We start from the raw sequence: 19,139 nt of genomic DNA on the forward strand, positions 1-19,139 counted from the left end.
GTGCGCGAGTACATCCTGGTCTTCCTCGTCGCCGCCGCGGTGACGTCGCTGCTCACCGTCGTCGCCCGAGAGATCGCGCTGCGCACCGGTGCGGTCGCCAAGGTGCGCGACCGCGACGTCCACGCCGAGCCGATCCCCTATCTCGGGGGCATCGCGATGCTCGGCGGGCTGGTCGCGGCGTACCTGGTCGCCCAGAAGCTGCCGTTCCTCTCCAACGGCGGGCCGTTCGTCTTCGAGGACGCCCGCCTCGTGCTCATCGCCGGGGCCATGGTCTGCGGCATCGGGGTGCTCGACGACATCTTCGACCTGGATGCGCTGACCAAGTTCGGCGGCCAGGTGCTGGCGGTGGGGCTGCTGATCTACTCCGGCCTGCAGTTCAACTTCTTCCCGCGCCCCGACGGCTACCAGTTCGTCCTCGACCCCGCCCAGGGCCAGCTGCTGACCGTCGTCGTGGTGGTCGCCACCGTCAACGCGGTCAACTTCGTGGACGGCCTCGACGGGCTCGCTGCCGGTGTCGTCGGCATCGGGGCGGCGGCGTTCTTCCTGTTCAGCTACCAGCTGGCCAACCTCAACGGCGCCTCGCTGGCCACGACGGCCGCGCTGCTCTCCGCCTCGCTGGCCGGCGCCTGCGCGGGCTTCCTCGTGCACAACTTCCACCCGGCGCGACTGTTCATGGGCGACAGCGGCTCGATGCTGATCGGGCTGGTGCTGTCCACGACGGCCCTCACGATCACGACGCAGTTCACCGGCAACGAGCTGACCGAGGGTGCCGGCGGATCCCAGGCCAGCCTGTTGCCGTTCCTGCTGCCGCTGGGGCTGCCGGTCCTGATCCTGATCGTGCCGCTGGCCGACCTGGTCCTGGCCGTCGTACGCCGGACGCGGGCGGGCCGCTCGCCGTTCGCCCCCGACAAGCAGCACCTGCATCACCGGCTGCTCGAGATCGGGCACTCCCACCGCCGCGCGGTGGTGATCATGTGGCTGTGGGCGGCCCTGATCGCCTTCGGCACCGTCCTGGCCAGCCTCTACACCGGCCCGAGGATGTGGGCGGCGCTCGGCGCGATGGCCGCCGTCACGGTCCTGCTCACGTTCCTGCTGCCGGTCGTCCATCGTCCGAGGATCCTGGTCGAGGACCCCGCCCCGGCGGCCGGGGAGAGCGCCGATTCCAAGCCCTCCGAGACTTTGTGATAGTTTTCACGAGCACCCGAAGCCCCCACAAGGACGGCCGCCGATGATGACGACCGAGGTTCCCCGCACTCCCCGCACCGGACAGCCCGCCCGCGACAGCGGTGCCAGCGTGCTCGTCGGCGCGGCCGCGGTGGTCCTGGTCCTCGGCCTGCTGCTGAGCCTGGTCGGCGCCTTCGCCCAGGGCTCCGCCGCGGCGGGGGGCGCGCTCGTGGGGACGGCTCTCGTGCTGGTGGTCCTGGGCAGCTCGCTGGGCGTCAACGCGGTCGCCCGGGTCATGCCCACGGCCGCCCTGATGTTCGCGCTGCTCACCTACACGCTCCAGGTCGTGCTGATGGGGCTGGCCTTCGCCGTCCTCTCGGCGTCCGGCCTGCTGGAGGAGACCCTGGACCGGGCCTGGCTCGCGGGAGCGGTGATCGGGGGCACCCTGATCTGGCTCATCAGCCAGATCCTGCTGGTCACCCGCCGCCGCATCCCGGTCTACGACCTTCCGGCGAAGGCGGGTGAACGATGACCGAGCGCGACTGCTATTGTCCGGTTCGCGATGGCTCAGGAGATTCCCCCTGCGGAGCACGACGACGGACCTCGCGGAGACCCCTGGCTCGCCTTTGGGTACCTGGTCTCCGGTGTGCTTGTCTACGGGTTGATCGGATGGCTCTTCGACCGGTGGCTGGGGACCTCGTTCCTGGTGGTGGTCGGGATTCTGCTGGGCGCCGCGCTCGGGTTGTTCCAGACCTGGGCACGCTTCCGTGCCCCAGGCGACCGCGACCCGGACCAGACCAAGACGTAGTGCACGAGTTGGCAGTGACGACACAGGAGACACGTTGAGCGGCATCGGCAGCGCACTTGTCCCGCAGGCCGCGGGCATCCGGACGGAGTTCACCCCTCCGGGGCCGGCCGACTTCGACCTGCCCCCGATCGGCGGCGACTTCGGGACCATCCACGCCTTCGGCCAGGAGTTCGTCCTCGGCGTCACCAAGCCGATGCTGCAGCTGGTCCTCTCGGCCGTCCTGATCTTCGGCTTGTTCTACCTCGCCTCGCGCAAGCGGGCCATGGTGCCGGGCAGGCTGCAGTTCGTCGGCGAGGAGGCCTACGGCTTCGTCCGCAACTCGCTCGGCCGCGACATCATCGGCAGTCACGACTTCATGCGGTTCGTGCCGTACCTCTTCACGCTCTTCGCGTTCATCCTGCTCAACAACCTGTTCGCGACGATCCCGTTCATCCAGTTCCCGACGTTCTCACGCTCGGGCATGGTCTACGGGCTGGCCCTGCTGAGCTGGGTCATCTACAACGCGGTCGGCATCAAGAAGCACGGCTTCGTGGGCTACTTCAAGCTCCAGTCGGTGCCCGCGGGCATCACCGGCCCGATCCTGGTGCTGCTGGTCCCGCTCGAGTTCTTGTCGAACATCCTGGTCCGGCCGGTCACGCTGGCTCTGCGACTCTTCGCCAACATGTTCGCCGGCCACCTGCTGCTGATCCTGTTCGCGCTCGGCGGCCAGCACCTCGTCTTCGAGATGAGTGCCGCCTACGCTCCGGTCGGCATCCTCGCCTGGGTCCTGTTCATCGCTGTCGCCTTCCTGGAGATCCTGATCCAGTTCCTCCAGGCCTACGTCTTCGTCCTCCTCAACGCCATGTACATCCAGGGCGCGCTGGCCGACGAGCACTAGTCCTCCGGGACCGCACCACCCCCCATTGCTGTATCACCTGAGATAGAAACAACCGAAAGGAAGATTGCCGTGGATGGCACTCTGAACGGCTCCGTCAACATGATCGGCTACGGCCTGGCGGCCATCGGCCCCGGTATCGGCATCGGTCTGATCTTCGCGGCCTACATCAACGGCGTCGCTCGCCAGCCCGAGGCTCAGTCGCGTCTGCAGTCGATCGCGATCCTCGGCTTCGCGCTCGCCGAGGCGCTCGCCATCATCGGTATCGCCCTCGCGTTCGTCCTGAGCTGACCTCCGTCCAGCCGACGTAGGCCGACCGAACAAGAAGGACTGCCATGCAGACACTCATCCCCACGCTCGTCGTGAGGGCCGCCGAGAAGGCGGAGGAGGGGGAGCACGAGCTCAACCCCCTGCTGCCCCACCCCGTCGAGATCGTGCTGTCACTCGTCGTCTTCGGGCTGCTCTTCCTCCTGGTGAGGAAGTTCGTGGTCCCGGCGTTCGAGAAGACGTTCGCCGAGCGCACGACGGCGATCGAGGGCGGGCTCGCGGCTGCCGAGACCAAGCAGGCGGAGGCCGACGCCAAGCTCGCCGAGCTCGAGAAGCAGCTCGCCGACGCTCGGCACGAGGCGGCGCGCATCCGTGAGGAGGCGCGCGAGCAGGGCGCCCAGATCATCGCGGAGATGCGGGACCAGGCGCAGACGGAGGCCACCCGCATCACCGAGCACGGCAAGGCGCAGATCGAGGCCGAGCGCCAGCAGGCGGTCACCTCGCTCCGGGCCGAGGTGGGTGCCCTTGCGACCACCCTCGCCGGGCGCATCGTCGGGGAGAGCCTGGAGGACGACGAGCGCTCCGCGCGCGTGGTCGACCGGTTCCTGTCCGACCTCGAGGCCATCGAGGGCGCCGGCAGCTCCCGCGGCAACGGGGTGAGCTGATGTCCGTACGTGGCGCTTCTGCCGAGGCGGTGGCCGGTCTTCGTGACCGGCTGGCCGGGGTCCCCGACCCGAGCACCGACCTCGGCCGGGACCTCTTCGGCATCGCGGCCGTGCTCCGCTCGGAGCCGGCGCTGCGGCGTCTCGCCACGGACGTCTCCACCGACTCGGCCGCCAAGGCGGGGCTGATGCGATCCCTGTTCGACGGCAAGGTCGACGCGGTCGCGCTCGATCTCGTCGCCGACGCGGTCTCGCGCCGGTGGACCGCCACGCGCGACCTCGCGGACGCGATCGAGCTCCTCGGCGTCATCGCGGTGGTGCGGTCGGGCGGTGTCACGTCGGCCCAGGCCAGCCGCCTGGCCGACGAGCTGTTCGGCATCGCTCAGACGATCAACGACAACCCCGAGCTCCGCACAGCACTGAGCGACCCCGCCCGCTCCACGAGCGACAAGCGCGGGCTGCTGCGGACGCTCCTCGAGGGCAAGGTCCTGCCGGAGTCGCTGGTCCTCGCCGAGCAGGCGCTCTCGGGCGCCTACCGCACGGTGAACCTGGCGCTCACCGAGTTCCAGAAGGTCGCGGCCTCGGTGCGCAAGGAGAGCGTGGCCGAGGTCCGGGTGGCCCAGGACCTGAGCGACGCGGAGCGCACCCGGCTGCAGCGGGCGCTCACCCAGCAGTACGGCCGTGAGGTCCACCTCAACGTCGTCGTCGACCCGTCCCTCCTCGGAGGCATGCGGGTCGAGATCGGTGACGACGTCATCGACGGCACGGTGGCAGGCCGGATCGACGAAGCACGACGGAAGCTGGCCGGCTGACGCCGGCAACCCCCACCACGTACAACACCTGAGTCAGAGATCAGAGAGTAGGCAGACATGACGGAGCTTTCGATCCGTCCGGACGAGATCCGCGACGCGCTCCAGAAGTTCGTTTCCGACTACAAGCCGGAGGCCGCCGGCAAGGAAGAGGTCGGCACGGTCGCCGAGGCCGGTGACGGCATCGCGCGCATCAGTGGTCTGCCCTCGGCCATGGCCAACGAGCTCCTCGAGTTCGAGGACGGCACGCTGGGACTGGCGCTGAACCTCGACACCCGTGAGATCGGTGCCGTCGTCCTCGGTGAGTTCGACAAGATCGAGGAGGGCCAGACCGTCCGTCGTACGGGCGAGGTCCTCTCGGTCCCGGTGGGCGAGGGCTACCTCGGCCGTGTCGTCGACCCGCTCGGCAACCCGATCGACGGCCTCGGCGACATCGCGACCGACGGTCGTCGCGCGCTGGAGCTCCAGGCGCCGTCGGTGATGCAGCGCAAGTCGGTGCACGAGCCGCTCGCCACGGGCATCAAGGCGATCGACGCCCTGACCCCGATCGGCCGCGGCCAGCGTCAGCTGATCATCGGCGACCGCGCCACGGGCAAGACCACCGTCGCGATCGACACGATCATCAACCAGAAGCAGTACTGGGAGACCGGCGACCCGAGCAAGCAGGTCCGCTGCATCTACGTCGCCATCGGCCAGAAGGGCTCGACCATCGCCTCCGTGCGTGGTGCCCTCGAGGAGGCCGGCGCCCTGGAGTACACCACCATCGTCGCCGCCCCCGCGTCCGACAGCGCCGGCTTCAAGTACCTCGCGCCCTACACCGGCTCGGCCATCGGACAGCACTGGATGTACGACGGCAAGCACGTCCTCATCGTGTTCGACGACCTGACCAAGCAGGCCGAGGCCTACCGCGCCGTGTCGCTGCTGCTGCGCCGCCCGCCGGGCCGTGAGGCCTACCCGGGCGACGTCTTCTACCTGCACAGCCGGCTGCTGGAGCGCTGCGCCAAGCTCTCCGACGAGCTGGGCTCCGGGTCCATGACCGGTCTGCCGATGGTGGAGACCAAGGCCAACGACGTCTCGGCGTTCATCCCGACCAACGTCATCTCGATCACCGACGGCCAGATCTTCTTGCAGTCGGACCTGTTCGCGGCCAACCAGCGCCCCGCCATCGACGTGGGTGTCTCGGTCTCGCGGGTCGGTGGCGCGGCGATGACCAAGGCCATGAAGGCCGTCACGGGCTCGCTGAAGGTCGACCTGGCGCAGTTCCGCGCCATGGAGGCGTTCGCGATGTTCGCCTCCGACCTCGACGCGGCCTCGCGCCAGCAGCTCGACCGCGGCCAGCGGCTCATGGCCCTGCTCAAGCAGCCGGCCTACTCGCCCTACCCGCTCGAGGAGATGACCGTCTCCCTGTGGCTCGGCACCACTGGCCGCCTGGACCGGGTCCCGGTCGAGGACGTGCTCCGCTTCGAGCGCGAGTTCCTCGACTTCCTGCGCCGTTCCCACGAGGGGATCCTCGCGGCGATCCGCGAGTCCCTCAAGTTCGAGGACGACACCGCGTCCTCGCTCTCTGATGCCTACGACTCCTTCCTCAACGAGTTCGAGACCGCCGAGGGTGGCTCGATCAAGGTCGGCAACGAGGCTCCGGCCGAGGCGCTGGAGGACGAGGACCAGGAGCAGATCGTCAAGCAGAAGCGAGGCTGACCCATGGCCCTCTCGCTGCGTGAGTACCGCGCGCGGATCAAGTCGACGGAGTCGATGAAGAAGATCACGCGCGCCATGGAGCTCATCGCTGCGTCCCGCATCATCAAGGCGCAGCAACGGGCTCAGGCGGCAGCGCCGTACGCCCGCGAGCTGACGCGTGCGGTGTCGGCCGTCGCGACGTTCTCGAACGTCGACCACCCGCTGACGCGGGAGGAGGAGGACCCCAAGCGGGCCGCCGTCCTCATCGTGACCAGCGACCGTGGGCTGGCGGGCGCCTACTCCTCGAGCGTGCTCAAGGAGGCCGAGCGCCTCGCCGAGAAGCTGCGCGGCGAAGGCAAGGAGATCGACTGGTTCATCGCCGGGCGCAAGGGCGAGGCGTACTTCAAGTTCCGCCAGCGCCCGATCGTCCAGGCCTGGACCGGCGCCTCCGACCAGCCGTCGTACGACACGGCCGCCGACATCGGGCGTCACCTGATCGAGGCGTTCCTCAAGGAACAGGGCGAGGACGGCGACGTCGACGAGGTCCACGTGGTCTACACGCGGTTCCGGTCCATGCTCGTCCAGGAGCCCACTGCGGTGCGGCTGCTGCCGCTCGAGGTCGTCGAGGCCGAGGAGGGTGGCCAGGAGCACGACGCGGCCGACCTCTTGCCGCTCTATGAGTTCGAGCCGTCCCCGGCCGAGGTGCTCGACGGGCTGCTTCCGCAGTACGTCCAGAGCCGGATCTTCTTCGCCCTGCTGCAGGCGGCCGCCTCCGAGCTGGCCGCCCGTCAGAAGGCGATGAAGTCCGCCACGGACAACGCCGACGAGCTCATCAAGAAGTACACGCGGATCGCCAACCAGGCCCGCCAGGCCGGCATCACCCAGGAAATCAGCGAGATCGTTGGTGGCGTCAACGCGCTGGCCGACGCAAACTCAGGCAACGACTAGCAGAGCGAGTGAGAGACCATGACTGCCACTGTTGAAGAGACCAAGACCGGCTCGGGTGCGACCAGCACCGGCCGCGTCGCCCGGGTGACCGGACCCGTCGTGGACGTCGAGTTCCCCGCGGACGCGATGCCCGAGATGTACAACAAGCTGGAGGTCGGGCTCGACCTCAACGGCGAGCACAAGACGCTGATCCTCGAGGTCGCGCTGCACATCGGTGACGGCATGGTCCGCGCCATCTCGATGCAGTCGACCGACGGCCTGGTCCGCGGCGCGACGGTGACCGACACCGGCGGCCCGATCACGGTCCCGGTCGGTGACATCACCAAGGGTCACGTGTTCAATGCGACCGGTGACGTCCTCAACCTGGAGGAGGGCGAGGAGTACGAGGTCAAGGAGCGGTGGGGCATCCACCGCAAGGCCCCGGCCTTCGACCAGCTCGAGTCCAAGACGACGATGTTCGAGACCGGCATCAAGGTCATCGACCTCCTCACGCCGTACGTCAACGGCGGCAAGATCGGCTTGTTCGGTGGCGCCGGTGTCGGCAAGACCGTGCTGATCCAGGAGATGATCGCCCGTGTCGCCAAGGACCACGGTGGTGTGTCGGTGTTCGCCGGTGTCGGCGAGCGCACCCGTGAGGGCAACGACCTCATCGAGGAGATGACCGAGGCCGGCGTCATCGGCCAGACCGCGCTGGTGTTCGGCCAGATGGACGAGCCGCCGGGCACGCGTCTGCGCGTCGCCCTGTCGGCGCTCACGATGGCGGAGTACTTCCGCGACGTGCAGAACCAGGACGTGCTGCTCTTCATCGACAACATCTTCCGGTTCACCCAGGCCGGCTCCGAGGTCTCGACCCTGCTGGGTCGCATGCCCTCGGCTGTGGGCTACCAGCCCAACCTGGCCGACGAGATGGGTCAGCTGCAGGAGCGGATCACCTCGACCCGAGGCAACTCGATCACCTCGCTGCAGGCGATCTACGTGCCCGCGGACGACTACACCGACCCCGCCCCGGCCACCACGTTCGCCCACCTGGACGCCACGACGGAGCTCTCGCGCGAGATCGCCTCGCTCGGCATCTACCCCGCGGTGGACCCGCTGACGTCGACCTCGCGGATCCTCGACGCCCAGTACATCGGGCAGGAGCACTACGACTGCGCGATCCGGATCAAGCAGATCCTGCAGCGCAACAAGGAGCTCCAGGACATCATCGCGATCCTCGGTGTCGACGAGCTGTCGGAGGAGGACAAGATCATCGTGTCGCGGGCGCGCCGCATCCAGCGGTTCCTCTCGCAGAACACCTACGTCGCCAAGCAGTTCACCGGCATCGAGGGCTCGACGGTTCCCGTCAAGGACACGATCGAGGCGTTCAACAAGATCGCCGACGGCGAGTACGACCACGTGGCCGAGCAGGCCTTCTTCATGTGCGGCGGTCTGGACGACGTCGAGGCGAAGTGGGCCGAGATCCAGAAGAACCTCTGATGGCCGACTCGCAAGGGGACGCTCTGCACGTTGAGCTGGTGGCCGCCGACCGCACGGTGTGGTCCGGTGGGGCGACCATGGTCATCGCGCGCACGGTCGAGGGCGACGTGGGTGTGCTCAAGGACCACGCGCCGCTGCTCTCACTGCTGACCGACGCGGTCGTGGAGATCTCCGCCGAGGAGGGTGACCTGGTGGTCGCCGCCGTCGACGGCGGGTTCCTCTCCGTGGCCAACAACCGGGTGTCGATCCTGTCCGAGCGGGCGATCCTGGCAGCGGACATCGACGTGTCGGCTGCCCAGAGCGAACTCGAGAGCGCACGCACCTCGGACGAGGACGACGCCGAGGCCCGGATCCGCCGCGCCGAGGTCCGGATCCGCGCCGCGGAGCGCTCCTCCTGAGCGTCACTCCACCTGCACCACCGCGACGGCGGCCCTCGATGAGGGCCGCCGTTCGTGCTCCCGATAGGCTGCTGCGACCAAGGGAGGACGGGACCGAATGGCATGGTGGCAGTGGCTCATCGACATCGCCGGTGTCCTTCTGCTCCTGGTCCTCAGCTACGGTGTCGCGCTCGTCGTACGGCGGCGCGTCCTGTCCCGTCACGGCGGCACCTTCGAGCTCAGCTACCGCGTCCGGTCCGACAAGGCCGGGCGCGGCTGGGTGCTCGGGCTGGGACGCTACTCGGGCCAACACCTCGAGTGGTTCCGCCTGTTCTCGCTGGCCCCGCGGCCCAAGCGGGTCTGGGCGCGTGACGACCTGACCTATGACGGTCGTCGCGAGCAGCAGGGTGCGGAGCAGGTCTCGCTCTACCCCGACCACGTCGTCATCCACTGCCAGACCGCGGCGGGCGAGGTCGAGCTGGCCCTGAGCCAGGCCTCGCTCACCGGCTTCCAGTCCTGGCTGGAGGCACGGCCGCCCGGCACCGACTGGTCCCGGTGACCGGGTCGCTGCTCGTCTCCAAGCGGGCGGTCGCCGCGGCGTTCGCGGTCAACGGCGTGCTGATGGCGAGCCTGGTCTCGCGGGTGCCGGCCCTGCGCGATCGCCTCGATCTCGACAACGGCGCGCTCGGGCTGCTCCTGCTGGCGATCGCCGCCGGCTCCGTGCTGTCCCTCCCCACGGCGGGTCGTCTGGTGGCGTGGAGCAGCGCCGCGACCGTGGTGCGCATCGCCGCGGTCTTCACCGCCCTCGGACTCCTCACCTGTGCGGTCGGCGCCTTCACGGCCGGCTCGGTGCCCGCCGCGGCCGCCGGGCTCTTCCTCTACGGCGTCGGCAACGGGATCTGGGACGTCGCGATGAACGTCGAGGGCGCCGAGGTGGAGCGGCTGCTGGGGCGCACGATCATGCCGCGCTTCCACGCCGGCTGGTCCTTCGGCAACATCGGCGGCGCCGCCGTGGGCGTTGCCATGTCCGCGTGGGGCGCCCCTGTGCAGGCCCACCTGGGCGCGGTGGCGCTGCTCGCCCTCGCCGCCGCCCTCCTGGCGGTGCGGGAGTTCCTGCCCGTCAAGGCCGCGCCGGAGCACGACCGGGCCCCGGCGCGCTCCGCCTGGACCGAGCGGCGCACCCTCGCCATCGGGCTGATGGTCCTCACCTTCGCCGTCGCGGAGGGCTCCGCCACGGACTGGCTGGCGCTGGCCGTCATCGACGGCTACGACGCCCCCGACTGGGTCGGGGTGAGCGGCTACGCCTTGTTCGTCACCGCGATGACCACGGGCCGGCTGCTGGGCCCGGCCGCCCTGGACCGCTTCGGGCGCCGTCCGGTCCTGTGGGCCTCCGCGGGGGCGGTGGCCGCCGGGACGCTGCTCACGGTCGTCGGGGGCAGCCCGGTCGTGGCAGCCGTCGGCATCCTGATCTGGGGGATCGGGGCGGCGCTCGGCTTCCCGGTCGGGATGAGCGCTGCGGCCGACGACCCGGCCCGGGCCGGTGCTCGGGTCAGCGTGGTGGCGACGATCGGCTACGCGGCGTTCCTCACCGGTCCGCCCCTGCTCGGGGCGCTGGGTGATGCGGTGGGCACGCTCGAGTCGCTGCTGGCCGTGACGGTGCTGATGGGCCCCGCGGCAGCGGCGGTCCTGGCGGCCGGGGAGCCGCGGAGCCAGGCCGTCAGTCGTCCCTAGCCGCGCGCTCCCCGCCGGGGACCCAGAGCACGTCCCCGACCTCGCGGTTGGCGTGGCGGGCCAAGATGAACAGCAGGTCCGAGAGCCGGTTGAGGTAGGTGATCGCCAGCCGGTTCATGGACTCGCCGTGCTGCTCGAAGGCGGCCCAGGCCGACCGCTCCGCACGCCGTACGACGGTGCGCGCCACGTGGAGGTGGGCTCCGCCCACCGTGCCCCCGCTGAGGATGAAGGAGCGCAGGCTCGCCAGCGCCTCGTTGTAGTGGTCGCACCAGCTCTCGAGCCGGTCGACGTACTCCTGCTCGACGCGGAGCGGGGGGTACTCGGGCTCCGCGACGACCGGCGTGCAGAAGTCCGCTCCGACGTCGAAGAGGTCGTTCTGCACGTGGGTCAGCACCGCCACCACGTCCGGCTCCAGCCCGCCCGCGGCGAGCGCGAGCCCCAGCGTCGCGTTGGCCTCGTCGACGTCGGCGTAGGCGTGCAGCCGCAGGTCGTTCTTCGTGGTGAGGCTCATGTCCCCGAGGCGGGTCTCACCGGCGTCGCCGGTGCGCGTGTAGATCCGGGTGAGGTTGACCATGCGCCGACCCTAGCGCCCGGAAACTTTCGCAGGCGTGGGTGCAACCTGCGGGGTGTGAAGCGCGTCATAGTGGGTGACAGTGGATGATGTCGGGAGACGAGGCAGGCATGGACATCGCGTTCGACGGCCCCACGCTGGTGCTGAGCGGTGACTTCGACGTGCGCAGCACGTGGGAGGTGCGCAACGCCCTGCACGACCAGCTGCACACCTACGACGACGTCGTCGTCGACCTCTCCGGCGTGGCGACGGTCGACCACACCGCGCTCAAGGTCCTGGCCTTCGCCACCCGGCTCGCCGTCCGCGACGGACACCACCTCACGCTGCGCGGCTGCGGCCCCGCCGTACGCCGGATGCTGCACATCTCGCGCCTGATCCGCGTGGTCGAGCTCGAGCGCGAGGCCGCGACCGCCTGAGCCCCGGCCGGGGAACTGCCCGGTGTGTCGGACATCCCACACGAGGCACCGGTTACCAAGTAGTAGGTCTCGTCCTACCCTCGGACCCATGACCGAGAAGGACCGCCCCTGGGTGATGCGTACTTACGCCGGCCACTCGACCGCGACCGCGTCCAACGCGCTCTACCGTGGCAACCTCGCGAAGGGGCAGACCGGGCTATCGGTGGCCTTCGACCTGCCCACGCAGACCGGCTACGACCCGGACTCGCCGCTCGCCCGAGGCGAGGTCGGCAAGGTCGGTGTCCCGGTGCCGCACCTCGGCGAGATGCGCAAGCTCTTCGCCGACATTCCGCTGACGTCGATGAACACGTCGATGACCATCAACGCGACGGCCATGTGGCTGCTCGCGCTCTACCAGGTGGTCGCCGAGGAGCAGAACCCCGAGCTGACGCCCGAGGAGGTCGCCGGCCAGCTGGCCGGGACGACCCAGAACGACATCATCAAGGAGTACCTGTCGCGGGGGACCTACGTCTTCCCGCCGGAGCACTCGCTCCGGCTGATCGGCGACATGATCTCCTACACGGTCCACCAGATTCCCAAGTGGAACCCGATCAACATCTGCAGCTACCACCTGCAGGAGGCCGGGGCGACGCCGACGCAGGAGCTGGCCTACGCGCTGTGCACGGCCATCGCGGTGCTCGACCAGGTGAAGGCCTCCGGTCAGGTCTCCGAGGAGGACTTCGAGAAGGTCGTCGGCCGGATCTCGTTCTTCGTCAACGCCGGCGTCCGCTTCGTCGAGGAGACGTGCAAGATGCGCGCGTTCGTGGAGCTGTGGGACGAGATCACGCGGGAGCGGTACGGCGTGCAGGACCCCAAGATGCGCCGCTTCCGGTACGGCGTGCAGGTCAACTCCCTGGGGCTCACCGAGGCCCAGCCCGAGAACAACGTGCAGCGCATCGTGCTGGAGATGCTCGGGGTGACGCTCTCGAAGAAGGCCCGCGCCCGCGCGGTCCAGCTGCCGGCGTGGAACGAGGCACTCGGGCTGCCGCGGCCGTGGGACCAGCAGTGGTCGCTGCGGCTGCAGCAGGTGCTGGCCTTCGAGTCCGACCTGCTGGAGTACGAGGACATCTTCGACGGCTCGAAGGTGATCGAGGCCAAGGTGGCCGAGCTGGTCGAGGGCGCCCGCGCCGAGATCGACCGGGTCCAGGCGATGGGCGGTGCCATCGCGGCCGTCGAGTCCGGCTACATGAAGCAGGCGCTGGTCTCCGCCCACGCCGCCCGCCGCGCGCGCATCGAGAGCGGTGAGGAGAAGGTGGTGGGGGTCAACGTCTACGAGACGACCGAGCCGTCCCCGCTCACCGCCGACCTCGACGCCGCCATCATGGCCGCCGACCCGCGGGCCGAGCAGTCAGCACTGGCGTCGGTGGCGCAGTGGAAGGGGCAGCGCGACGAGGCCGAGGTCGCCGCCGCGCTGGCGGCGCTGGCCGAGGCCGCGAAGACCACCGACAACCTCATGGCGGCCACGCTGGCGGCCGCCCGGGCAGGCGCGACCACGGGGGAGTGGGCCGGCACGCTGCGCGAGGTGTTCGGCGAGTTCCGCGCGCCCACGGGTGTCAGCGGCGCCGTGGGGTCGGCCGAGGCCGGCGCCGAGCTGACCGGCGTACGGGAGCGGGTGCGGGCGACCGGCGAGGAGCTCGGGGGGCGGCTGCGGCTGCTGGTCGGCAAGCCGGGCCTGGACGGGCACTCCAACGGTGCAGAGCAGGTGGCGGTGCGGGCCCGCGACGCGGGGTTCGAGGTGATCTACCAGGGCATCCGGCTGACCCCGGAGCAGATCGTGTCGGCCGCGGTGGCCGAGGACGTGCACTGCGTCGGGCTGTCGATCCTGTCCGGCTCCCACATGGAGCTCGTGCCCGACGTCCTCGACGGGCTGAAGGAGGCCGGGCTCGGCGACGTGCCGGTGATCGTGGGCGGGATCATCCCCGACTCCGACGGTCGGCGGCTGCGCGAGCTCGGCGTCGCGGCGGTCTACACGCCCAAGGACTTCGGGCTCACCGAGATCATGGGCGGCATCGTCGACGTGATCCGCCGGGCGCACGACCTGGGCTGATCTGCGAAGTGGCGGCGATCACAGAAGGGGACCCTAAGTTGTGTTAGCCTCCCCTTCGTGCCCAAGAAGAAGGCCTCCGCCAAGTCGTCGGTGAGGAAGCTGCCGAAGACCGAGTGCTGCGTCTCCAAGACGAAGTGCGAGCGGTGCCCGCTGCGGATGCTCAAGGAGGGCACGCTGCCCGAGGGCTACACCGTCAAGAAGCGCAAGCTGGTCACGGTGGACGGCAAGAAGGTCACCAAGAAGAAGCTCGCCAAGGCCGCCTGACGCGCCGGGGGCCTGCCAGACTGGCCACATGACCGCACCCCGCTTCGCCGAGCAGCTGAACCTGCAGATCGGCAACGAGCTCGCCGCGCACAACCAGTACCTCGCGTGCGCGGTCTACTACGACGCCAAGACGATGCCGCAGATGGCGGCGTTCTTCTACACGCAGGCGCTCGAGGAGCGCGACCACGCCCTGATGATGGTGCAGTACCTCCTCGACACCGACGTGGAGGCGCTCATCCCCGGCGTCGATGCGCCGGTCTCGCGCTTCGAGGACGTCGTGGCGCCGGTGGCGCTCGCGCTGGCGCAGGAGAAGCGGGTCACCGAGGAGATCAACACCCTGCTGCGCATCGCCCGCGAGGAGAACGACTACGCCTCCGAGCAGTTCGTCCAGTGGTTCATCAAGGAGCAGGTCGAGGAGGTCGCCACGATGAGCGACCTGCTGGCCGTCGTCACTCGCAACCGCGACGGCATCGAGGACATCGAGGAGTACGTCGCCCGCGAGCAGAGGAGCGACGACGGCGACCCCACCGCGCCGCGAGTCGCCGGCGGCTGACGCCTCGCGGTCCCTCGGGCACACTCGGGCCATGCGGGTGATCGTCGTGGGCGCCGGAGTCGTGGGGCTGAGCTGCGCCGTGCGGCTGCTCGAGGCCGGCCACCGGGTCGATGTGGTCGCGCGCGACCTGCCGCTGGAGACGACCTCCGCCGTCGCCGCCGCCCTGTGCCACGTCGGGGGTGAGCCGGTCGACCCGAGGGCCGTCTCGTGGTCCGCCCGGTCCGGGGAGAGCTTCGCGGCCCTCGCCGCCGCCCGCCAGACCGGCGTACGGATGGTGCCGGGGACGGAGCTCCCCTCGGGGCGCAGCCTGGTCGCGCCGGTGGCGGAGATGCCCCGCTACCTGTCCTGGCTGCGCGCCCGGGTCGAGGCCCTGGGCGGCACGGTGACCCGGCTCAACCTGCGCACGCTGCCGATAGGGGGCGACGCGGTCGTCAACTGCTCCGGGATCGGCTCGCGCCTCCTCGCCGCCGACGCCTCCATCACGCCCGTGCGCGGGCAGGTGGTCCACCTCGAGCAGCACGGGCTGGACCGTTGGTGGCTCGGCGCCGGCCCGGAGGCGCCGTACATCGTGCCGCGCGAGCACGACATCGTCGTCGGCGGCACCCACGAGCACGGTGACTGGAGCCGCACCCCTTCGCCGGACACCGCCGCCCTCCTCATCGAGCGGGCCTCCCGTCTGGTCCCGGAGCTCGGCTGCGCCCGCGTCCTGCAGCACCGGGTCGGCCTGCGCCCCACCCGCCCCAGCATCCGACTCGAGCGCGAGGGCCGGGTCGTCCACTGCTACGGCCACGGCGACGCCGGGATCGCGCTCAGCTGGGGCTGCGCCGACGACGTGGTCTCGCTGCTCGCCTGATCCGGAAAGTCTTGAATCCCTTGTGGATAAAGGCATTCTTGGGCCCCTGACTGTCGGTGGCGGGTGCTTGAGTAGACCCATGACCAGCACCGGACCCGACCAGAGCAGACAACTGCTCGACGGTGTCCGCGCGCACACCCAGGCCGCGATCGACGCCGAGCTCGGCTGCCTTCACCTGACGCTTGACTGGTGCCAGCTCCACGAGACCCACGACGAGGACGACGCCGCGGTCTTCAGCGACCGCGGCATCCCCTTGGCCGGGCCCGGCGCCCCGATGGTGAGTGAGTTTGCGGTCATGGAGCTCGGCGCCGCGTTGGGGATGTCGACCGACTCCGCGAAAAGCTACGTCGGCGCCGCGCTCGAGATCAGGTTCCGCCTCCCCAGGATCTGGGCCCGCGTGGAGGCCGGGGAGCTGGGGTTCTGGAAGGCACGCTGGATCGCCGAGCACACCAAGTGCCTGCCTGTGGCAGGTGCCGCCCACGTGGACCTGCAGGTCGGCTACTGCGCGCACAAGGTCTCCTACGCCGAAATTGAGCGCCAGATCGCGACCGCGATGGCCAGATTCGACCCCGAGCAGGCCGAGAAGCTGCGCCGCCAGGCCGCGGACGGGCGCAAGCTCGACGTGCACAAGGACGACATGTCCCTCGAAGGCACCATCGAGGTATCCGGGACCCTGGATGCGCAGGATGCGCTCGACTTCGACGCCGCGATCAGCCGCCTCGCGGCCGACCGGAAGGCGGCGGGGTCGAGTGAGCCGCTCGACGTACGACGGGCGCAGGCCGCTGGTGATCTGGCTCGGGGGCAGGAGACGCTCCCGTTCGGTGATGAGGACCTCGGGGGTGGTTTCGAGGCTTCCCTCGAGGCTCCCGTGCCGCCGGTGGTGAAGGTGGTGCGGGTAGTCGATCTGCACGTGCACGAGGCTGGGGTGTTCGGGGACCCGAACGTGACCGTCGGCAGATGCGGGCGCAAGCCGGTGCTGCTCGAGACGATCCGTCAGTGGTGCGGTGCCACCGGGACCACCACGATCAACGTCAAACCCGTGCGTGACCTGGCCGACCACCTCCATGTCGCGGCCTACGAGCACCCCGACCGGCTGGTCGAGCAGGACGACCTCGTCGACCACACCTGCGTTTTTCCCTGGTGTACCCGGCCCGCCGAGCGGTGCGACCACGACGACGTGATCCCCTACGACGAGGCCGGACCGACGTGCTCGTGCAACTCCGCACCCCTCTGTCGCGGGCACCACCGCCTCAAGACCCACGGCGGCTGGACCTACGACGTACTGGACCGGGGCACCTACCTGTGGCACTCACCGCACGGGTTCGCCTACCGCCGCGACCACACCGGCACCGACCCCCTGCCGCCGCCCGGGCGCCGACGAACCTGAGCGCCCCACACCTCGCCACCGGCGGGGCTGCCGGCAGGTCCGGGAACCGCCTCAGCGGCGGCGGTGGACGAGGACGGCCGCAGCGATGCCGACGGCGAAGCCGATGAGCAGGCCGACGGCGGCGCCGGGGTCGGGGACGACGAGGGCGCCGATCAGCGCGCCGACGAGGGCGGTGGTCATGGCGATGATGGCCAGCACCACCCGGTGCGTCACCTCCCCGAGGAAGAGCTGGGAGAACGAGGCGCCGGCGGCGGCTGCCGTGCGGTCGTCGAGGGGGAGGGTCTGGACGACGGCATCGGGGTTGATCGGGCCGTAGACGTGGGGGAAGGTCTCGGGCCCATCCCCGACGCGCTCGTCGACGACGGGGGAGGTGAGCCGGTCGGTGTCGATGACGAGAAGCACCAGCGGCTCGGTGACGCCGGAGTAGTAGCGCTCGCGCACGCCCTGCCACTGGTCGCCGCGGCTGGCGTGGATGTAGCCCTCCTCGGCGAGCGTGCGCCCGAGGGTGGAGGTGGCGTAGGCGCCTGCGGCGCGCCCCGAGTCCCACTCGGCGGCGGTGGCGATGTGGAAGATGCGCATGCCAGATCAGACCGGCCGGTGGCGGGAGCGTCGAGCCGGCAGGTGCGGTCGGCGCGGTCTCACGACGGCTCGGGAAGCCGTCGCACGACCTCGCGCAGGGTCTCCTCGACGCCGTCGAACCGGCCCTCGAGTCCGTCGAACCGGGTCTGCAGTACCTCGAAGCGGCGGGTGTGGTCGTCCAGGGTCGTGCGGACTCCGGTGAGGAGGTCGTCGATCGACTCCGTGTCGTTCTCGAGTCGCGTCACGCGGCGACTCATGCCGGGATCGGTGCTCATGTCGTCACCGTATGCCGGTCGCCCCGGGGCCCGCCACCGACGCCCGCGCGCCTGTGGACGACGGGCGAGCCGGCCGGCCTAGAAGAGCCGGTGACTCGGGTCGTCGAGGCCGCGCAGCGCGTCGTAGTCGACGACGGCGCAGGCGATGCCGCGGTCGGCGGCGAGGACGCGGGCCTGCGGCTTGATCTCCTGGGCGGCGAAGATGCCGCGGACGGCGCCGTTGCCGGTGAGGAGCGGGTCGCGGTTGAGCAGCTCGAGGTAGCGGGTGAGCTGCTCGACGCCGTCGATGTCGCCGCGGCGCTTGATCTCCACGGCCACGCTGACCCCGAGGGCGTCGCGGCACATGAGGTCGACTGGCCCGATCGCGGTCGGGTACTCACGGCGGACCAGGGTGAGGCCCTCGGCGAGCGTGGCGGGGTGGTCGGCGAGGAGGGCCTGGAGGTGCTTCTCCACGCCGTCCTTCTGCAGCCCGGGGTCGATGCCGAGGTCGTGGGAGGAGTCCGAGACGACCTCCTCGAGCAGGATCCGCAGCGTGTCGTCGGTCTTGGGGTTGGTGACCGTCCACTCCACCTGCCCGTCCTCGGTGGTGCCCTCGCGCAACGTACACGGGGGCGACATCCAGTTGAGGGGCTTGTAGGAGCCGCCGTCGGAGTGGACGAGCACCGACCCGTCCGCCTTGATCATCAGCACCCGGGTCGCCATCGGCAGGTGCGCCGTCAGCCGTCCGGCGTAGTCGACCTGGCAGCGCGCAACGACGATCCTCACGGGCGATGAATCTACAGTGAGCGTCGTGCACCACCATCACGCCGTCCGGCACGCCCGCGCCGCCGACCTGCGGCACCTCCAGGCCATCGAGGAGGCCGCGGTCCCGCTGTTCGAGGCGGTCCTCGGCGACCTGGCCGGCGACCCCCTGGCAGCACCTGGCCAGGACGGGCGGGACCGCGTCGTCATCCCCGGCTTCCTGCTGGTGACGGGGGAGGTCGGCGCGCCGACCGGCTTCGCCCACGTGACCTACGTCGACGGGTTCGCGCACCTCGCACAGCTGTCGGTGCACCCGGACCACGGTCGGCAGGGCCTCGGCTCCGCGCTGGTGCGCGAGGCGATGCGCGAGGCCTGGGACGCGGGCTTCGACCGGCTCTCGTTGACGACGTACCGCGACCTGCCGTGGAACGGGCCGTTCTACGCGCGGCTCGGCTTCGTCGAGGCGAGCCGACCCGAGCCGTTCGAGGTACGACAGCGGGGGCTCGAGCGGGCTCTCGGGTTGGACCGGCACGGGCCGCGGGTGGTGATGGCGGCCCCTCTGCGACGGCCGCTGCACCCCTAAGTTACTGGTGAGTTGCCCCACAGCCGCGGGCCCGTGGG

24 protein-coding genes are annotated in these 19,139 nt (G+C 70.2%); 20 read left to right on the top strand and 4 right to left on the bottom strand.

Annotated elements, in window-relative coordinates:
• From LRP67_RS09965 to LRP67_RS10025, 13 genes are all read left to right on the top strand, one after another.
• Window positions 1-1,185, top strand: coding sequence for a glycosyltransferase family 4 protein (locus LRP67_RS09965; protein ID WP_231270032.1), 1,185 nt, complete (start codon window positions 1-3; stop codon window positions 1,183-1,185).
• 43 nt (window positions 1,186-1,228) lie between these two features.
• Window positions 1,229-1,696 carry a hypothetical protein gene (locus LRP67_RS09970; protein ID WP_231270033.1) on the top strand — a complete coding sequence of 156 codons (468 nt, stop codon included), beginning with the start codon at window positions 1,229-1,231 and terminating at the stop codon, window positions 1,694-1,696.
• Window positions 1,697-1,726: 30 nt separating this feature from the next.
• Window positions 1,727-1,972 (top strand): AtpZ/AtpI family protein, encoded by a 246-nt coding sequence (locus LRP67_RS09975; RefSeq protein ID WP_231270034.1) that lies wholly within the window; start codon window positions 1,727-1,729, stop codon window positions 1,970-1,972.
• Window positions 1,973-2,006: 34 nt separating this feature from the next.
• Window positions 2,007-2,849 (top strand): F0F1 ATP synthase subunit A, encoded by an 843-nt coding sequence (gene atpB, locus LRP67_RS09980; protein ID WP_231243912.1) that lies wholly within the window; start codon window positions 2,007-2,009, stop codon window positions 2,847-2,849.
• Window positions 2,850-2,948: 99 nt separating this feature from the next.
• Window positions 2,949-3,137: an ATP synthase F0 subunit C gene (gene atpE, locus LRP67_RS09985; protein WP_193607516.1), complete on the top strand. Its 189-nt coding sequence runs from the start codon at window positions 2,949-2,951 to the stop codon at window positions 3,135-3,137.
• A 44-nt stretch (window positions 3,138-3,181) separates the two neighbouring features.
• Window positions 3,182-3,778, top strand: a complete 597-nt coding sequence (locus LRP67_RS09990) for a F0F1 ATP synthase subunit B (RefSeq protein ID WP_231243913.1) — start codon at window positions 3,182-3,184, stop codon at window positions 3,776-3,778.
• A complete protein-coding gene (locus tag LRP67_RS09995; protein ID WP_231270035.1) occupies window positions 3,778-4,587 on the top strand; it encodes a F0F1 ATP synthase subunit delta in 810 nt (269 codons plus the stop codon). The genes LRP67_RS09990 and LRP67_RS09995 overlap by 1 nt, the downstream gene beginning before the upstream one ends.
• 57 nt (window positions 4,588-4,644) lie before the next feature.
• Window positions 4,645-6,282 carry a F0F1 ATP synthase subunit alpha gene (gene atpA / locus LRP67_RS10000; RefSeq protein WP_231270036.1) on the top strand — a complete coding sequence of 546 codons (1,638 nt, stop codon included), beginning with the start codon at window positions 4,645-4,647 and terminating at the stop codon, window positions 6,280-6,282.
• A gap of 3 nt (window positions 6,283-6,285) precedes the next feature.
• The gene (locus tag LRP67_RS10005; RefSeq protein ID WP_231270037.1) at window positions 6,286-7,209 is read left to right on the top strand and encodes a F0F1 ATP synthase subunit gamma; all 924 of its coding nucleotides are present in this window, start codon (window positions 6,286-6,288) and stop codon (window positions 7,207-7,209) included.
• A gap of 18 nt (window positions 7,210-7,227) precedes the next feature.
• On the top strand, window positions 7,228-8,685 hold the full coding sequence (gene atpD / locus LRP67_RS10010) for a F0F1 ATP synthase subunit beta (protein WP_231243917.1): 1,458 nt from the start codon (window positions 7,228-7,230) through the stop codon (window positions 8,683-8,685).
• Complete coding sequence (locus tag LRP67_RS10015; protein WP_231270038.1) at window positions 8,685-9,083, top strand: F0F1 ATP synthase subunit epsilon; 399 nt, start codon at window positions 8,685-8,687, stop codon at window positions 9,081-9,083. The genes atpD and LRP67_RS10015 overlap by 1 nt, the downstream gene beginning before the upstream one ends.
• 97 nt (window positions 9,084-9,180) lie before the next feature.
• Window positions 9,181-9,621, top strand: coding sequence for a DUF2550 domain-containing protein (locus LRP67_RS10020; RefSeq protein ID WP_231243919.1), 441 nt, complete (start codon window positions 9,181-9,183; stop codon window positions 9,619-9,621).
• Window positions 9,618-10,793 (top strand): MFS transporter, encoded by a 1,176-nt coding sequence (locus tag LRP67_RS10025; protein WP_231270039.1) that lies wholly within the window; start codon window positions 9,618-9,620, stop codon window positions 10,791-10,793. Before LRP67_RS10020 ends, LRP67_RS10025 begins: the two co-directional genes overlap by 4 nt.
• On the opposite strand, the gene LRP67_RS10030 is transcribed toward LRP67_RS10025, so the two are convergent.
• Window positions 10,780-11,367, bottom strand: a complete 588-nt coding sequence (locus tag LRP67_RS10030) for a cob(I)yrinic acid a,c-diamide adenosyltransferase (protein WP_231270040.1) — start codon at window positions 11,365-11,367, stop codon at window positions 10,780-10,782. The genes LRP67_RS10025 and LRP67_RS10030 overlap by 14 nt on opposite strands.
• A gap of 107 nt (window positions 11,368-11,474) precedes the next feature.
• Here LRP67_RS10030 and LRP67_RS10035 point away from each other — a divergent pair, with 107 nt between their 5' ends.
• The 6 genes from LRP67_RS10035 to LRP67_RS10060 all read left to right on the top strand — a co-directional run bounded on the left by LRP67_RS10035 (window position 11,475) and on the right by LRP67_RS10060 (window position 16,923).
• Entirely contained in the window at window positions 11,475-11,780 is a 306-nt protein-coding gene (locus LRP67_RS10035) for an STAS domain-containing protein (RefSeq protein ID WP_231243922.1), read from the top strand.
• Between the two features lie 88 nt (window positions 11,781-11,868).
• On the top strand, window positions 11,869-13,866 hold the full coding sequence (locus LRP67_RS10040) for a protein meaA (RefSeq protein ID WP_374107409.1): 1,998 nt from the start codon (window positions 11,869-11,871) through the stop codon (window positions 13,864-13,866).
• Between the two features lie 57 nt (window positions 13,867-13,923).
• Window positions 13,924-14,130 carry a hypothetical protein gene (locus tag LRP67_RS10045; RefSeq protein ID WP_231270042.1) on the top strand — a complete coding sequence of 69 codons (207 nt, stop codon included), beginning with the start codon at window positions 13,924-13,926 and terminating at the stop codon, window positions 14,128-14,130.
• 28 nt (window positions 14,131-14,158) lie between these two features.
• Window positions 14,159-14,683 carry a ferritin gene (locus tag LRP67_RS10050; RefSeq protein ID WP_231270043.1) on the top strand — a complete coding sequence of 175 codons (525 nt, stop codon included), beginning with the start codon at window positions 14,159-14,161 and terminating at the stop codon, window positions 14,681-14,683.
• 31 nt (window positions 14,684-14,714) lie between these two features.
• Window positions 14,715-15,536, top strand: a complete 822-nt coding sequence (locus LRP67_RS10055; RefSeq protein ID WP_231270044.1) for an FAD-dependent oxidoreductase — start codon at window positions 14,715-14,717, stop codon at window positions 15,534-15,536.
• Between the two features lie 79 nt (window positions 15,537-15,615).
• Window positions 15,616-16,923, top strand: coding sequence for a DUF222 domain-containing protein (locus LRP67_RS10060; protein ID WP_231270045.1), 1,308 nt, complete (start codon window positions 15,616-15,618; stop codon window positions 16,921-16,923).
• A gap of 51 nt (window positions 16,924-16,974) precedes the next feature.
• On the opposite strand, the gene LRP67_RS10065 is transcribed toward LRP67_RS10060, so the two are convergent.
• The 3 genes from LRP67_RS10065 to nucS all read right to left on the bottom strand — a co-directional run bounded on the left by LRP67_RS10065 (window position 16,975) and on the right by nucS (window position 18,542).
• Window positions 16,975-17,502, bottom strand: coding sequence for a DUF952 domain-containing protein (locus LRP67_RS10065; RefSeq protein WP_231270046.1), 528 nt, complete (start codon window positions 17,500-17,502; stop codon window positions 16,975-16,977).
• A gap of 59 nt (window positions 17,503-17,561) precedes the next feature.
• On the bottom strand, window positions 17,562-17,777 hold the full coding sequence (locus tag LRP67_RS10070) for a hypothetical protein (RefSeq protein ID WP_231270047.1): 216 nt from the start codon (window positions 17,775-17,777) through the stop codon (window positions 17,562-17,564).
• Window positions 17,778-17,855: 78 nt separating this feature from the next.
• Window positions 17,856-18,542, bottom strand: a complete 687-nt coding sequence (gene nucS, locus LRP67_RS10075; RefSeq protein ID WP_231270048.1) for an endonuclease NucS — start codon at window positions 18,540-18,542, stop codon at window positions 17,856-17,858.
• Window positions 18,543-18,567: 25 nt separating this feature from the next.
• On the opposite strand from nucS, the gene LRP67_RS10080 reads away from it, so the two are divergent.
• Window positions 18,568-19,101 carry a GNAT family N-acetyltransferase gene (locus LRP67_RS10080; RefSeq protein WP_231270049.1) on the top strand — a complete coding sequence of 178 codons (534 nt, stop codon included), beginning with the start codon at window positions 18,568-18,570 and terminating at the stop codon, window positions 19,099-19,101.
• Window positions 19,102-19,139: the final 38 nt, after the last annotated feature.

The sequence above is a fragment of the Nocardioides sp. cx-169 genome (assembly GCF_021083605.1).
GTDB lineage: Bacteria > Actinomycetota > Actinomycetes > Propionibacteriales > Nocardioidaceae > Nocardioides.

Bases quoted from the DNA above. Each gene is read 5' to 3' on its own strand.
- LRP67_RS09970 (WP_231270033.1), top strand. From the start codon at position 1,229: ATGATGACGACCGAGGTTCCCCGCACTCCCCGCACCGGACAGCCCGCC.
- LRP67_RS09975 (WP_231270034.1), top strand. From the start codon at position 1,727: ATGGCTCAGGAGATTCCCCCTGCGGAGCACGACGACGGACCTCGCGGA.
- atpE (WP_193607516.1), top strand. From the start codon at position 2,949: ATGATCGGCTACGGCCTGGCGGCCATCGGCCCCGGTATCGGCATCGGT.
- LRP67_RS09990 (WP_231243913.1), top strand. From the start codon at position 3,182: ATGCAGACACTCATCCCCACGCTCGTCGTGAGGGCCGCCGAGAAGGCG.
- LRP67_RS09995 (WP_231270035.1), top strand. From the start codon at position 3,778: ATGTCCGTACGTGGCGCTTCTGCCGAGGCGGTGGCCGGTCTTCGTGAC.
- atpA (WP_231270036.1), top strand. From the start codon at position 4,645: ATGACGGAGCTTTCGATCCGTCCGGACGAGATCCGCGACGCGCTCCAG.
- LRP67_RS10005 (WP_231270037.1), top strand. From the start codon at position 6,286: ATGGCCCTCTCGCTGCGTGAGTACCGCGCGCGGATCAAGTCGACGGAG.
- atpD (WP_231243917.1), top strand. From the start codon at position 7,228: ATGACTGCCACTGTTGAAGAGACCAAGACCGGCTCGGGTGCGACCAGC.
- LRP67_RS10015 (WP_231270038.1), top strand. From the start codon at position 8,685: ATGGCCGACTCGCAAGGGGACGCTCTGCACGTTGAGCTGGTGGCCGCC.
- LRP67_RS10020 (WP_231243919.1), top strand. From the start codon at position 9,181: ATGGCATGGTGGCAGTGGCTCATCGACATCGCCGGTGTCCTTCTGCTC.
- LRP67_RS10030 (WP_231270040.1), bottom strand. From the start codon at position 11,367: ATGGTCAACCTCACCCGGATCTACACGCGCACCGGCGACGCCGGTGAG.
- LRP67_RS10035 (WP_231243922.1), top strand. From the start codon at position 11,475: ATGGACATCGCGTTCGACGGCCCCACGCTGGTGCTGAGCGGTGACTTC.
- LRP67_RS10040 (WP_374107409.1), top strand. From the start codon at position 11,869: ATGACCGAGAAGGACCGCCCCTGGGTGATGCGTACTTACGCCGGCCAC.
- LRP67_RS10050 (WP_231270043.1), top strand. From the start codon at position 14,159: ATGACCGCACCCCGCTTCGCCGAGCAGCTGAACCTGCAGATCGGCAAC.
- LRP67_RS10055 (WP_231270044.1), top strand. From the start codon at position 14,715: ATGCGGGTGATCGTCGTGGGCGCCGGAGTCGTGGGGCTGAGCTGCGCC.
- LRP67_RS10060 (WP_231270045.1), top strand. From the start codon at position 15,616: ATGACCAGCACCGGACCCGACCAGAGCAGACAACTGCTCGACGGTGTC.
- LRP67_RS10065 (WP_231270046.1), bottom strand. From the start codon at position 17,502: ATGCGCATCTTCCACATCGCCACCGCCGCCGAGTGGGACTCGGGGCGC.
- LRP67_RS10070 (WP_231270047.1), bottom strand. From the start codon at position 17,777: ATGAGCACCGATCCCGGCATGAGTCGCCGCGTGACGCGACTCGAGAAC.